The sequence below is a fragment of the Mycobacterium heidelbergense genome, assembly GCF_010730745.1.
Taxonomy (GTDB): Bacteria; Actinomycetota; Actinomycetes; order Mycobacteriales; family Mycobacteriaceae; genus Mycobacterium; species Mycobacterium heidelbergense.
In genome coordinates, this window is sequence record NZ_AP022615.1 from 1,074,088 (window position 1) to 1,087,254 (window position 13,167).

Genomic DNA, 13,167 nt, shown 5'->3' on the forward strand with positions numbered 1-13,167 from the left:
TTGAGTGCGACAAATGCACTCGGAGGCAAACGGGGGAGACTGCATGAAAACACCGGTGACCACTCAGCGTTGGATCTGGACGTTTCGTCACCAGCCCCTGACCATCCGCCTGCTGGCCGCCGCCGCCGGCCTGCTCACGGCGGCCGCGGCATTCGCGGCACCGGCCGAGGCGGACCCCAACGACGACAACTTCATCGACGCGCTGAACCACGCCGGCGTCGACTTCGGTCAACCGGGAAACGCGATGTCCGTGGGTCAGTCCATCTGCCCGATGCTCGCCCAGCCGGGCGGCAACTTCGCCGCCGCCGCGGCGAGCGTCTCCCACCGGGGCATGTCACCGCAGATGGCCCAGATGTTCACCACCATCGCGATTCAGATGTACTGCCCCCAGGAGATTGCCAACATCACGAGCGGCAACCTGGCCGGCGCTCTGCCGGGCGGCATCCCCGGAATGCCGGGCGGCGGAATGCCCGGCGGCATGCCCGGTGGCATCCCCGGCATGCCCGGCGGCATCCCCGGAATGCCGGGCGGCGGAATGCCGGGCGGCATGCCCGGTGGCATTCCCGGCATGACCGGCGGCGTCCCCGGCATGCCCGGCATGACCGGCGGCCTATCCCAGATCCCCGGCGTCCCAGGGATTTAGCGGGTGCCCAGCGGGTCGATGGTCGACGCGATGTAGACCATCGACGCCGCGACCGTCGCCGTGGTCACGAAGTCGATGCCCTTGCCGCGGACGACCAGAAGGCCGGCCCGATCCTCGCTCAACACCAACCGCAGGACCGCCGCCACGCCGACGCCGATGCCGATCAGCAGGGCCCCGCGGCGCCAGAAGTTGGCCCCCGCCAACGCGAAAGCCGCGGCGAAGATCAACCCCACCACCACGATCGGCCACTGGGCCCGTAGGGTCGCGCGCACGCCTTATCGCCGTCCCTCGGCCAGCTCGACGACGTTGGTCAGGAGGAACGCGCGGGTAAGCGGGCCGACGCCACCGGGATTCGGCGACACGTGCCCGGCCACCTCCCACACGTCAGGATGCACATCGCCGACGAGTCCGTTCTCGGTGCGGCTGACGCCCACGTCGACGACGGCGGCGCCGGGGCGCACCATGTCGGCGGTCAGCAGATGCGGGACACCGACGGCCGCCACGACGATGTCGGCCTGCCTGGTCAACGCCGGCAGGTCGCGAGTTCCCGTGTGGCACAACGTTACCGTCGCGTTCTCCGAACGGCGGGTCAGCAGCAGCCCCAGCGGGCGGCCGACCGTCACACCCCGGCCGATGATCACCACGTGCGCCCCGGCGATCTCGACCTCGTAGCGGCGCAGCAGGTGCACGATGCCGCGCGCGGTGCACGGTAGCGGCGCCGGCTCCATCAGCACCAGCCGGCCCAGGTTCGTCGGGTGCAACCCGTCGGCGTCCTTGTCCGGGTCGACACGCTCCAGCGCCGCGTTCTCGTCCAGGTGCTTCGGCAGCGGCAACTGCACGATGTAGCCGGTGCACTCGGGGTTGGCATTCAGCTCGTCGATCGTCTCGTTGAGCGCGGCCGTGGTGATGTCGGCGGGCAGGTCGCGGCGTATCGACGTGATGCCGACCTTCGCGCAGTCGGCGTGCTTGCCACGGACGTAGGCCTGCGAGCCCGGGTCGTCACCGACCAGGATGGTGCCCAGCCCGGGCGTGCGACCCGCCGCGGTCAAGGCCGCGACCCGCTCCTTCAGGTCAACGAAGATCTCGTCGCGGGTGGCCTTGCCGTCCAGTGTGATTGCGCCCACGCCTGACAGTCTGGCACGCTCCTGTCATGTCTACCGCCCCGGATGTGTTCAGCCCGGCCACGCTGGGTCCGGTAACGCTGCGCAACCGCATCATCAAGGCCGCGACGTTCGAGGCGCGCACCCCCGACGCGCTGGTGACCGACGACCTGATCGAGTACCACCGGCTGCCGGCCGCCGGCGGGGTGGGCATGACGACCGTCGCCTACTGCGCCGTCTCCCCCGGCGGGCGCACCGAGGGCAACGGACTGTGGATGCGCCCGGAGGCGGTGCCCGGGTTGCGGCGGCTCACCGACGCGATCCACGCCGAGGGCGCGGCGGTGAGCGCCCAGATCGGCCACGCCGGCCCGGTGGCCAACGCCAGGTCCAACAGGGCCACCGCGCTGGCGCCGGTGCGGTTCTTCAACCCGATCGGGATGCGGTTCGCCAGGAAGGCGACCCGCGACGACATCGACGACGTGATGGAAGCGCACGCCAACGCCGCCCGGCTGGCCATCGAGGCCGGCTTCGATGCGGTCGAAATCCATTTGGGCCACAACTATTTGGCGAGCGCGTTCCTGTCACCGCTGATCAATCGTCGCAACGACGAGTTCGGCGGTTCGCTGCAGAACAGGGCGAAGGTGGCCCGCGGCCTGGTCATGGCGGTGAGGCGCGCCGTCGACGAAGAGGGGGCCCGGATCGCGGTCACCGCCAAGCTCAACATGGCCGACGGTGTCCGCGGCGGCATCAGCACCGAGGAATCGCTGACCACCGCCACATGGCTGCAGGACGACGGCGGGCTGGACGCGATCGAACTCACCGCGGGCAGCTCGCTGGTCAACCCGATGTATCTGTTCCGCGGCGACGCACCGATCAAGGAGTTCGCCGGCGCGTTCAAGCCGCCGCTGCGCTGGGGCATGCGCATGACGGGCAAAAAGTTCCTTCGCGAGTACCCCTACCGCGAGGCCTATCTCTTGCGCGACGCCAAGCTGTTTCGCGCCGAGCTGACGATGCCGCTGATCCTGCTCGGCGGCATCACCAACCGGGACACGATGGACCTGGCGATGGCGGAGGGATTCCAGTTCGTCGCGATGGCCCGGGCTTTGCTGGCCGAGCCCGACCTGATCAACCGGATCGCCGCCGACGGCGCCGCGCACAGCGTGCATTCGGCGTGCACGCACTGCAATCGGTGCATGCCCACGATCTACAGCCGCACCCGCTGCGTGGTCACCGGCGCGCCCGACGCTGCCGGGTAAAAAAGGTTCTACAAGCTACAGTTGTGGCAATGACTGCACCAGTCCCGCCGACGTTAACCGTTCGTAGTGACGGGTCGGAGCGCACCTTCGCAGCGGGTCACGACGTGGTGGTCGGGCGGGACCTCCGGGCCGACATGCGCATCACGCACCCGCTGATTTCGCGCGCCCATCTGTTGCTGCGCTACGACCAGGGTCGGTGGCTGGCGATCGACAACGGTTCGCTCAACGGGACCTTCGTCAACGGGCGCCGGGTGCCGGTGATCGACATCCACGACGGCCAGAGCATCAACATCGGAAATCCCGACGGGCCGCTGCTGACCTTCGAAGTCGGCCGCCACCAAGGGATGGCGGGGCGCCCGCCCCGGACCGAGTCGATGGGCATCCCCGTGGCGGCCCACGCGGCGGGGGCGTGGCCGGCCTCACAGACCTCGGGCCAACCGGGTCCCCCCGTCGCCGCCCCGCCGGCGCCGCCGCCCGTGCCCCCCGGGCGCCAGCCGGCGTGGGCCGCGCCGCCGTTGCGGCGGCCGCACCCCGGCCCACCCCAGCCGCCGGGACCGCCCGTGTACCCGACCAGCGGCGGCGGGCGGCCACCCGCGTATCCGACCAGCGCGCCGCCACCGCCGCCACCCAATTTCCACCCGCAGATGGCCGGCGCGGGTTCCGTGGAGTCCCCGCAGGCGGCGCCGCACACCCGGGCGTCGCCCAGCGTCGCCAAGCCGCCGGAGGTGGCGAACCTGGCGACGAAGATGTTCCAGGCGTTGTTGCCCTCTCGCTCCGGGGCGCTGCAGAAGCCGTCCGGCGCGGTCACGATCGGCCGCGCGACCGACAACGACATCGTCATCCAGGACGTCCTGGCGTCACGCCATCACGCGTTTTTGACCCAGACCCCGCTGGGCACCGAGATCCGCGACGCGCACAGCGTCAACGGGACCTTCGTCAACGGCGTCCGGGTCGGATCCGCGGTGCTGACCGAGGGCGACGTGGTCACCATCGGCAACGTCGACCTCGTCTTCACCCGCGACACCCTGGTCCGCCGCACGGAAGCCGCCACGCGCACCGGCGGCCTGGAGGTCAACTCCGTCTGCTTCGAGGTGGACCACGGCAAGCAACTGCTCGACCACATCTCGCTGACCGCGCGGCCCGGCACGCTGACCGCGATCATCGGCGGGTCCGGCGCCGGCAAGACCACGCTGTCGCGGCTCATCGCCGGATACACCAGCCCCACGGCGGGCACGGTGAGTTTCGAGGGTCACAACATCCACGCCGAGTACGCGTCCATGCGCAGCAGGATCGGGATGGTCCCGCAGGACGACGTCGTGCACCGCCAGCTGACCGTCAACCAGGCCCTGGGCTACGCCGCCGAACTCAGGCTGCCACCCGACACCAGCAAAGAGGAACGGGCCCAGATCGTCGCCCAGGTGCTCGAGGAACTCGACATGACCCAGCACGCCAACACCCGGGTCGACAAGCTGTCCGGCGGCCAGCGCAAACGGGCCTCGGTGGCGCTGGAGCTGCTGACCCAGCCCTCGCTGCTGCTCCTCGACGAGCCGACCTCCGGTCTGGACCCGGCGCTGGATCGCCAGGTCATGCTGATGCTGCGCCAGCTCGCCGACGCGGGCCGCGTGGTGCTGGTGGTGACCCACTCGGTGTCCTACCTGGACGTGTGCGATCAAATCCTGCTGATCGCCCCCGGCGGCAAGACCGCGTTCAACGGCCCGCCGGACCAGGTCGAGGCCGCCATGGGAACCCGCAATTGGGCCGACATCTTCGCCAAGGTGGGCGCCGATCCCGACGAGGCCAACCGCCGTTTCAAGGAGCGCGACCAGCAGGCGTCGCAGGCGCCGTCCCCCCAGAGTCCCGCCGACCTGGGCGAGCCGCCGCAAACCGCCTTGCTGCGGCAGCTGTCCACGATCGCCCGCCGCCAGGTCCGGCTCGTCATATCCGACCGTGGCTACACCATCTTCCTGGCGGTGCTGCCCTTCCTCATCGGCGCGCTGTCGCTGACCGTGAAGGGCCCCCACCCCGGCCTCGGCCCGGCCGACCCGCTCGGACCCGCGCCCACCCAGCCGCAGTACATCATGGTGCTGCTGAACATCGGCGCCGTCTTCATGGGCACCGCGCTGACCATCCGTGACCTCATCGGCGAGCGCGCCATCTTCCGCAGGGAGCAGGCCGTCGGCCTGTCCACCACCGCCTACCTGCTGGCCAAGATCGCCGTCTTCTGCGTCTTCGCGACCGGCCAGGCCGCGGTGGCGACGATCATCGTGCGGCTCGGCAAGGGCGCCCCCACCCAGCCCGCCCTATTCTTCGGCAATCCCACCTTCTCGCTGTTCCTCACCGTCGCCGCCACCTGCATCGCGTCGGCGATCCTCGGCCTGCTGCTGTCGGCCTTGGCGCAGTCCAACGAGCAGATCACGCCGATGTTGGTGGTGTCGATCATGTCGCAGCTGGTGCTCTCCGGCGGGATGATCCCGGTCTACCAGCGTTTGGGTCTGGAGCAGCTCGCCTGGCTGACGCCCGGGCGCTGGGGCTACGCCGCGGGCGCGTCGTCGATCGACTTTCCGGCGCTGGTGAAAGTCAAACAGATCCCGACCAACGACCCGCTGTGGCAGCACTCCAAACACATCCTGCTGTTCGACATGGCCATGCTCGCGGTGCTGTCGATCGGCTACGCCGGCTTCGTCCGATGGCATATCCGGCTCAAACGGCACTGACCCGACGCGCGGCGAGGCGACCTCTAGCCTGGTCTGATGGATCCTCCCGTGCTGACGGTGCGGTCGGACCGATCGGAAGGTAACTTCGCGGCGGGCCGCGACGTGGTCGTCGGCAGCGACCTGCGCGCCGATCTGCGCGTGGCGCACCCGCTGGTCGCCCGCGCCCATCTGCTGCTGCGTTTCGACGACGGTAGGTGGATCGCGGTCGACAACAACTCGCTGAACGGGGTCTTCCTCGACGGCCGGCGGGTGCCGAGGGTCGACATCCGCGACGGCCAGACCATCACCATGGGCCGGCCCGACGGACCGCGGATCACCTTCGGAATCGGACATCAACCCGGCGCCCCGCCGCGGGCATACCGGCCCGACGACGTGCAGCGCACCACCGCCGTCCCGATCGTCCCGCGGGGCGGGACGGGGCCGCCGCCGGACCTGAACCCGCCCACCCAGATCGGCGTGAGCGGCGAGGTGGCGGAGTTCCCGACCACCAGGGTCAAGGCCCCGGGGCCCGAATCCGGGCGCAGGCCGTCGGCGACGCGCGCCGCCTGGATCGGTCGGGCGCTGGAGAACGACATCGTCGTCCACGACGTGCTGGCATCGCGCCATCACGCGTTCCTGACCCCGACGCCGGTCGGCGCCGAGATCCGCGACGCGCACAGCATCAACGGGACCTTCGTCAACGGGATCAGGGTCGGATCCGCGGTGCTGGCCGAGGGCGACGTGGTCACCATCGGCAACGTCGACCTGGTGTTCTCCGGCGGCACCCTGGCGTGCCGCCAGGAGGTGGCGGCGCGCACCGGCGGCCTGGAGGTGCGCGAGGTCGACTTCAGCATCGACGGGAAGAACCTGCTGGACGGGGTCTCGCTGACCGCCCGGCCCGGCACGCTGACCGCGATCATCGGCGGGTCCGGCGCCGGCAAGACCACGCTGTCGCGGCTGATCGCCGGGTACGCCACCCCCACCGCCGGCTCGGTCACGTTCGAGGGCCACAACATCCACCGCGAGTACGCGTCGCTGCGCAGCAGGATCGGCATGGTCCCCCAGGACGACGTCGTGCACCGCCAGCTGACCGTCAACCAGGCCCTCGGCTACGCCGCCGAGCTGCGGCTGCCGCCCGACACCAGCAAGGCCGACCGCGAGCAGGTCGTCGCCCAGGTGCTCGACGAGCTGGGGCTGACCGAGCACGCCGGCACCCGCGTCGACAAGCTGTCCGGCGGCCAGCGCAAACGCGCGTCGGTGGCGCTCGAGCTGCTCACCGGGCCGTCGCTGCTGATCCTCGACGAGCCGACCACCGGCCTGGACCCCGCGCTGGACCTGCAGGTCATGACCATGCTGCGGCAACTGGCCGACGCCGGGCGCGTCGTGCTGGTCGTCACCCACTCGCTGACCTACCTCGACGTCTGCGATCAGGTGCTGCTGCTGGCGCCCGGCGGCAAGACCGCGTTCCTGGGGCCGCCCGGCCAGATCGGCGCGGCCATGGGCACCACCAACTGGGCCCAGGTCTTCGCGAAGGTGGGCGCCGACCCCGACGAGGCCAACCGCCGCTTCCGGGCCCGACGGGAAGCCCCGGACAGATCGGCGCCCCCGGAGGCGGCGCCGGCCGACCTCGGCGTCCCGGCGCGCACCAGCCTGCGCCGGCAGTTCTCCACGGTCGCCCGCCGCCAGGTCCGGCTGGTCGTCTCCGACCGCGCCTATTTCGCGTTCCTGGCGCTGTTGCCCTTCATCCTGGGCGCGCTGTCGCTGACCGTGCCCGGGAACACCGGGTTCGGCGTCGCCGCACCGACCAGCGGAACGCCCGACGAGTCCGCGCAGATCCTGATCCTGATGTCCCTCGCGGCCGTCTTCATGGGCACCGCGCTGACGATCCGCGACCTCGTCGGCGAGCGCGCCATCTTCCGGCGCGAGCAGGCCGTCGGCCTCTCCGCGGGGGCCTACCTGGGCGCCAAGCTCACGGTATTTTGCGCGTTCGCGATCACCCAGGCGGCGATCGCGACGGCCATCGTGCTGGCCGGCAAGGGCACGCCCACCCAGCCGGCCGTGCTGCTCGGCAACGCCAGCTTCGAGCTGTTCGTTACCGTCGCCGCGACCTGCGTGGCCTCGGCGATCCTGGGGTTGGTGCTGTCGTCGCTCGCACGCTCCCACGAGCAGATCATGCCGCTGCTGGTGGTGTCGCTCATGCTGCAGCTGGTGCTGGCCGGTGGCATGGTCCCGGTGACCAACCGGATCTTCCTCGACCAGCTGTCCTGGCTGGTGCCGTCGCGCTGGGGGTACGCGGCGGCGGCGTCGACGGTGAATGTGCGGGCCCTGGTGCCCGGTTCGCTCATCCCCGGGGACGGCCACTGGTCGCACACGCGCGGCGCGTGGCTGCTCGACATGGGGATGCTCGCCGCGCTGTCGGTGGTCTATGCCGCCGTCGTGCGGTGGCGCATCCGGCTCAAGCGCTGAGCCTCAGCCGTCCAGGCGGGTCAGCTCGCGGCCAGGGATTCCAGCGCGTATTCGCTGACCGCGATGAGCGCGTCGGTGGCCGACCTGCGGTCGCGGGCGTCGACGGTGATCACCGGGATGTGGGCGGGCAGGGTCAGCGCCTCGCGCACCGCGCCCACGGGATAGCGTGGCGCGCCGTCGAACTCGTTGACCGCGATCAGGAACGGCAGGTTGCGGTGCTCGAAGAAATCGACCGCGGCGAAGCTGTCCTCCAGGCGCCGGCAGTCCACCAGGACGATCGCGCCGATGGCGCCGCGCACCAGGTCGTCCCACATGAACCAGAACCGGCGCTGGCCCGGGGTGCCGAACAGGTAGAGCACCAGCTCCTCGTCCAGGGTGATGCGGCCGAAGTCCATCGCGACCGTGGTGGTCTTTTTGTCCGGGGTGGCCTCGAGCGTGTCGACGCCGGTCGAGGCGTCGGTGAGCATCGCCTCGGTGCGCAACGGCATGATCTCCGAGACCGCCCCGACGAAGGTGGTCTTGCCGACGCCGAACCCGCCCGCGATGACGATCTTCGTCGAAGCGTGGGCGCCGGCAGGGTGCGCCTCAGAGTGCCTTAAGACCACGCAGTGTCCTTCCTATGAGTTCGTGGCGCTCGTCGCGGGTGGAACGCTCGGTCAAGGTCCTGTGCACCCGAAGGTAACCGGACAGCACCAGATCGCCGACCAGGACGCGCGCGACGCCGACCGGCAAATCCAGCCGGGCCGAGATTTCCGCGACCGACGGGCTGCCCGCGCACAGGTGGATGATCTTGCCTCTCGCGTCGTCGGCCGGCCAGCGATGATCCAGGCCCGCCCGCAGCGTCTGTATCGGCGCTTCCAGGGGAAGGTCGACGTCGGTGTCGGTCCGCCCGGACGTCAGGGTGTACGGACGGACCAGGTTCGCCTCACGGGAGGCCGGCCACGGCTCGCGTCTGTCCATCGCGGCTCACGGGCTCGGCGACGATGCAGGCCGCGTGGCGGCGTGAGGAGGAGCCGAGCGATGTGGCGAGTGCTCTACGGCGGGTCGGCGGGTGGACTGCACCACGCCGCCCACCCGTTCGACGAGGATGGCCATCTCGTAGCCGATCTGGCCGATGTCGCAGGACGTGACGGCCAACGTCGCCAGGTGCGAGCCGTCGCCGACGCGCATCAACAACAGGTAGCCGTTCTGCATCTCGACCACCGACTGCAGCACCTGGCCGCCCTCGAACAGCTGCGCGGCGCCGGTCGCGAGGCTGGCCAGCCCGGAGGCGACCGCGGCCAGCTGATCGGCGCGTTCGCGCGGGAGATGCTCACTGGCGGCGACCGGCAGCCCGTCGACGGAGACCAGCAACGCGTGCGCCACCCCCGGGACCTCGCGGGCGAACTTCGTCACCAACCAGTCCAGCGAGTTGCCAGCAGACGTCATCCCTGATCAGTTCCCTCACTCGTCTCGCGCGCATGCGACCGTGCGGAGCGCACGCCACCGAAATGGCTGCTGAAGGAGGCGCGCACCGCCTCGGGGTCGCGCCCCGCGGCCGCGTGCTGCGGCTGCCGGCCGGAATGGGCGCCGTTGTCCTGCCCGACAAGGCCTACCACGTTGGCCGCGCCGGGCACCAGCCGGGCGCCGGGCGTGCGGACCGGCAGCCCGTGCTCGGCGGTGTGCGACTCGACGGGCTTGTCCTCGGCGGCCGCGGCCAACGACCACCCGCGGTCCCACACCGACTGCCAATCCAGGTCGGGGCTGTTGACCAGGTCGTGCGGATCGCCGAGCATCTCCGCGAGCATCCGCCGGTAGATCACGTCGTCATCGGCGGGCGCCGTGGGGGCCTTCGGGCCTTCGGGAATGGCCGGGATCGATTCTCCGGCAGCGGGACCCGCGGGCCGGGCCGGCGGGCCTTCGGCCCGTTCGGTAGCGCCCCGCGAACGCGCGGAGAAGAACGCCGACGTGTCCGAGACGGCCGCGGGCTTGGGTGGTTCCGGTGCCGGCTCCGGCGCTTGTTCGCTCGGCCCGCTCTCCCACCACGGAGTGGCGAGCTCGCGCCGGTGCCGCCGGGGTTCGTGCTCGGCGGGCGGGGCGGGAACGTCGGTGATGCCGCTGGAACCCGGGCTGCGGCGCGGCAACAGCGTGACCGCGGGTCCCGGCTTCTCCCAACCGTTCTGGTTTGCCGACTCGACCCCGGGGGCGTGCTCGTCGGCGGCCGCCGGCGCGGCGATCGCGCTGGCGAGTTTGGCGCTGGGCGACGACACCGCCCGTCCCCGGCCGCCGCGCTGCTCGGGGGCCGCCGTCACGCCCTCGAGCACCGTCGGCGGCAGGTAGATCTCGGCGGTCGTCCCGGAGCCCGCCTCGTTGGCGGCCGGCCCGCGCAGCCCGACCCGGATGCCGTGCCGGGCGGCGATCCGGCCCACCACGAAAAGACCCATGTGGCGGGCGTTATCGGGGGTGACCTCGCCGCCGGCCCGCAGCCGCATGTTGGCCATGCGCCGGTCCGCGTCGTTCATGCCCAAGCCGGAGTCGGAAATCCGCAGCACCACCCCGGCGTCGCCGCCGCGCGCCGCGGAGACGCGCACGGTGGTCGTCGGCGGCGAGTAGCGCAGGGCGTTGTCGATCAGCTCGGCGAACAGGTGGATGACACCGCCGGCCGCCGCGCCGATCAGCGAGCAGTCGGGCAGGCCGGCGATCTCCACCCGGCGGTAATCCTCGACCTCGGACACCGCGGCGTTGATCACGGTCGACAGCGGCACCGGCTCACGCTGGTCGCGGGCGAGCTGTGCGCCCGCGAGCACCAGCAGGTTGGCGCTGTTGCGGCGCAGCCGGGCCGCCAGGTGATCCAGCCGGAACAGGTTGTCGAGGCGCTCGGGATCCTCCTCGTTGCGCTCCAGCCGGTCGATCAGCGCCAGCTGCTGGTCGACCAGCGAGCGGCTGCGCCGCGACATGGTCTCGAACATGTCGTTGACCAGCAGCCGCAGCCGCGCCTCGTCGCCGGCGAGCAGCAGGGCCTGCGTGTGCAGCTCGTCGACCGCGTGGGCGACCTGGCCGATCTCCTCGGTGGTGTACACCGGCAACGGCCGCGGAATCGGTTCGGCGCCACCGGCTTTGACGCGCGCCACCTCCTCCTCGAGGTCGGTGTGGGCGACCCGGAGCGCGCCGTCGCGCAGGAGGCGCAGCGGCCGCACCAGCGCGCGCGCCACCAGCAGCACGACGCCGAGCGCGATCACGATGGCGGCCAGCACCAGGGCGGTGTCGAGGATCGCGGCGTCGCGGCGGGCGTCCGCCGTGGCGTGCACCGCCTTCGTCACCGACGCGGTGGCGTCGGTGACGACCAGCTCGGCGATCCCGTCGGTGGTCTGGATCGAGCGCAGCAGCTCGGGGTTGTCGACAAGGACGCTGGCCGGGTCGGACATGATCGCCATCCGGGTCACCATTTGCTGCTGCAGCGTCTTGGCCTCGGGCGACCCGGCACCCAGCACTTCGCTCATCCCGAACAGCGTCGACGGTTCGGTGCCCGCCAGGGTGATCATCGAGGTCCGCAGTTGCGGCTCCGGAAGGTCGGCGCCGCGGGTCACCAGGATTTCCTGCATCGTCATCTGCCCGCGCGCCCCGACCGCCCGGCTCAGGCCCTGCGCCTCGGCGCGGATCCGCTCGTCGTCGACGCGCACCGAGGCGTTGACGACGTCCTCGGCCGTCAGCAGGATCGGGGCGTAGGTGGTCACCCGGTTCCGCAAACCGATGCTGTTGTCGGCCACCTTGTCCAGCAGCCCCTGCCCGCCGTTCAGCAGGGTGCTCACTCCCGATCGGACGTCGGGGGTCACGTCGGTGTCCGCCAGCCGCGTCTGCAGCTCGTACTTGCGCGCCGCGTAGTTCTTCTTCGCGCCCTCGAGGTCACGCCCGGTGGAGCCGGCCAGCAATGCGACGTCCAGTGCCGACATGTATTTGGTGATCGCCGGCAGCGCGTCGGCGCGGGCGGCGGCCAGCTTGAGGCCGCCCGAGTTGGCCATCGCGTCCCTGACGCGCAGCCCGCCGAAAACCGTCGCCAAAATCAGCGGGACCAGCACGATCGCCAGGACCTTGTAGCGGACCGGCCAGTTGCTCGGCGACCAGGCCGGCGGGCGTTTGGCCGGCGCCGCCGCGGCGACCGGGGCCTCCGTGAACTCGGGTGGGACCGCCTCGACCGGAGTGGCCGGGCGGGTGAACATGGTCACGGGTTCGCGGCCGGGAGCCCGGCCGGCGCTCGGAGAAACGAGAGGCTCATGAGACTTCCTGCTTTATTTCGCAACTGCCCCGCGCAGATGGCGCGAGCGATAAACGCCTGGCAATCCGACGAGTATGCCAGCCCGCGGCCGAGGACTCCACAGTTCCTACTGAGTAGGCAGAGCCCTCCAAGCCGGGCCGCTACACCGGTGCGCAAGTCTGGCAAACGATCGGCTTTGCCATGATCGGCTGATGTTCCGGCTGTTGTTCTACACCCCGCGCATCGCGCCCAACACGGGCAACGCCATCCGGACGGCGGCCGCCACGGGCGCCGAATTGCATCTGGTCGAGCCGCTGGGCTTCGACCTGTCCGAACCCAAGCTGCGGCGGGCCGGCCTGGACTATCACGACCTCGCCTCGGTCACCGTGCACGCGTCGCTGCAGGCCGCGTGGGACGCGCTGGCGCCCGCGCGGGTGGTCGCGTTCACCTCGCACGCGACCATGTCGTTTGCCGACGTCGACTACCGGGCCGGCGACGTGTTGATGTTCGGGCCGGAGCCCGACGGGCTGGACGCGGCGACCCTGGCCGACGCGCACATCACCGAGCGGGTGCGCATCCCCATGCTGGCGGGCCGGCGCTCGCTGAACCTGTCCAACGCCGCGGCGATCGCCGTGTACGAGGCCTGGCGCCAGCACGGCTACGCCGGAGCGGTCTAGCGGCCCGCTCGGCTCCGCGAGCGTGCGTAGTAAGAGAGCTATGTCGTGTGTTGGTGAAGAGGTTGAAGACGTCCTCCTGGTGTCGTTGACGGGTTCGAGTC

11 protein-coding genes are annotated in these 13,167 nt (G+C 71.0%); 5 read left to right on the plus strand and 6 right to left on the minus strand.

Annotated features, from left to right (window positions below; genetic code table 11):
• Window positions 1-43 precede the first annotated feature (43 nt).
• Window positions 44-643: a DUF732 domain-containing protein gene (locus G6N25_RS05065; protein WP_083076284.1), complete on the plus strand. Its 600-nt coding sequence runs from the start codon at window positions 44-46 to the stop codon at window positions 641-643.
• Here G6N25_RS05065 and G6N25_RS05070 read toward each other — a convergent pair.
• Entirely contained in the window at window positions 640-915 is a 276-nt protein-coding gene (locus G6N25_RS05070) for a DUF3017 domain-containing protein (RefSeq protein WP_083076282.1), read from the minus strand. The two genes, G6N25_RS05065 and G6N25_RS05070, sit on opposite strands and share 4 nt — an antisense overlap.
• A 3-nt stretch (window positions 916-918) precedes the next feature.
• Entirely contained in the window at window positions 919-1,767 is an 849-nt protein-coding gene (locus tag G6N25_RS05075) for a bifunctional methylenetetrahydrofolate dehydrogenase/methenyltetrahydrofolate cyclohydrolase (RefSeq protein ID WP_083076280.1), read from the minus strand.
• A 26-nt stretch (window positions 1,768-1,793) separates the two neighbouring features.
• Here G6N25_RS05075 and G6N25_RS05080 point away from each other — a divergent pair, with 26 nt between their 5' ends.
• From G6N25_RS05080 to G6N25_RS05090, 3 genes are read left to right on the plus strand one after another with little or no spacing between them, the layout of a single operon-like run.
• Window positions 1,794-2,999, plus strand: a complete 1,206-nt coding sequence (locus tag G6N25_RS05080; protein ID WP_083076278.1) for an NADH:flavin oxidoreductase — start codon at window positions 1,794-1,796, stop codon at window positions 2,997-2,999.
• Between the two features lie 29 nt (window positions 3,000-3,028).
• Window positions 3,029-5,713: an FHA domain-containing protein gene (locus tag G6N25_RS05085; RefSeq protein WP_163672374.1), complete on the plus strand. Its 2,685-nt coding sequence runs from the start codon at window positions 3,029-3,031 to the stop codon at window positions 5,711-5,713.
• Window positions 5,714-5,749: 36 nt separating this feature from the next.
• Entirely contained in the window at window positions 5,750-8,158 is a 2,409-nt protein-coding gene (locus G6N25_RS05090) for an ATP-binding cassette domain-containing protein (RefSeq protein WP_083077354.1), read from the plus strand.
• Window positions 8,159-8,178: 20 nt separating this feature from the next.
• Here G6N25_RS05090 and G6N25_RS05095 read toward each other — a convergent pair whose 3' ends face one another.
• The 4 genes from G6N25_RS05095 to G6N25_RS05110 are packed head-to-tail and all read right to left on the minus strand — an operon-like array spanning window position 8,179 to window position 12,360.
• Window positions 8,179-8,763 (minus strand): GTP-binding protein, encoded by a 585-nt coding sequence (locus tag G6N25_RS05095; RefSeq protein ID WP_083077356.1) that lies wholly within the window; start codon window positions 8,761-8,763, stop codon window positions 8,179-8,181.
• Window positions 8,744-9,118, minus strand: a complete 375-nt coding sequence (locus G6N25_RS05100) for a DUF742 domain-containing protein (RefSeq protein WP_083077358.1) — start codon at window positions 9,116-9,118, stop codon at window positions 8,744-8,746. The genes G6N25_RS05095 and G6N25_RS05100 overlap by 20 nt, the downstream gene beginning before the upstream one ends.
• A gap of 6 nt (window positions 9,119-9,124) precedes the next feature.
• Window positions 9,125-9,586: a roadblock/LC7 domain-containing protein gene (locus G6N25_RS05105; protein WP_083077359.1), complete on the minus strand. Its 462-nt coding sequence runs from the start codon at window positions 9,584-9,586 to the stop codon at window positions 9,125-9,127.
• Window positions 9,583-12,360, minus strand: a complete 2,778-nt coding sequence (locus tag G6N25_RS05110) for a sensor histidine kinase (RefSeq protein ID WP_142272881.1) — start codon at window positions 12,358-12,360, stop codon at window positions 9,583-9,585. The genes G6N25_RS05105 and G6N25_RS05110 overlap by 4 nt, the downstream gene beginning before the upstream one ends.
• Window positions 12,361-12,601: 241 nt before the next feature.
• On the opposite strand from G6N25_RS05110, the gene G6N25_RS05115 reads away from it, so the two are divergent.
• Window positions 12,602-13,066, plus strand: coding sequence for a tRNA (cytidine(34)-2'-O)-methyltransferase (locus G6N25_RS05115; RefSeq protein ID WP_083077361.1), 465 nt, complete (start codon window positions 12,602-12,604; stop codon window positions 13,064-13,066).
• Window positions 13,067-13,167 lie beyond the last annotated feature (101 nt).

Bases quoted from the DNA above. Each gene is read 5' to 3' on its own strand.
- G6N25_RS05105 (WP_083077359.1), bottom strand. From the start codon at position 9,586: ATGACGTCTGCTGGCAACTCGCTGGACTGGTTGGTGACGAAGTTCGCC.
- G6N25_RS05080 (WP_083076278.1), top strand. From the start codon at position 1,794: ATGTCTACCGCCCCGGATGTGTTCAGCCCGGCCACGCTGGGTCCGGTA.
- G6N25_RS05100 (WP_083077358.1), bottom strand. From the start codon at position 9,118: ATGGACAGACGCGAGCCGTGGCCGGCCTCCCGTGAGGCGAACCTGGTC.
- G6N25_RS05115 (WP_083077361.1), top strand. From the start codon at position 12,602: ATGTTCCGGCTGTTGTTCTACACCCCGCGCATCGCGCCCAACACGGGC.
- G6N25_RS05085 (WP_163672374.1), top strand. From the start codon at position 3,029: ATGACTGCACCAGTCCCGCCGACGTTAACCGTTCGTAGTGACGGGTCG.
- G6N25_RS05065 (WP_083076284.1), top strand. From the start codon at position 44: ATGAAAACACCGGTGACCACTCAGCGTTGGATCTGGACGTTTCGTCAC.
- G6N25_RS05090 (WP_083077354.1), top strand. From the start codon at position 5,750: ATGGATCCTCCCGTGCTGACGGTGCGGTCGGACCGATCGGAAGGTAAC.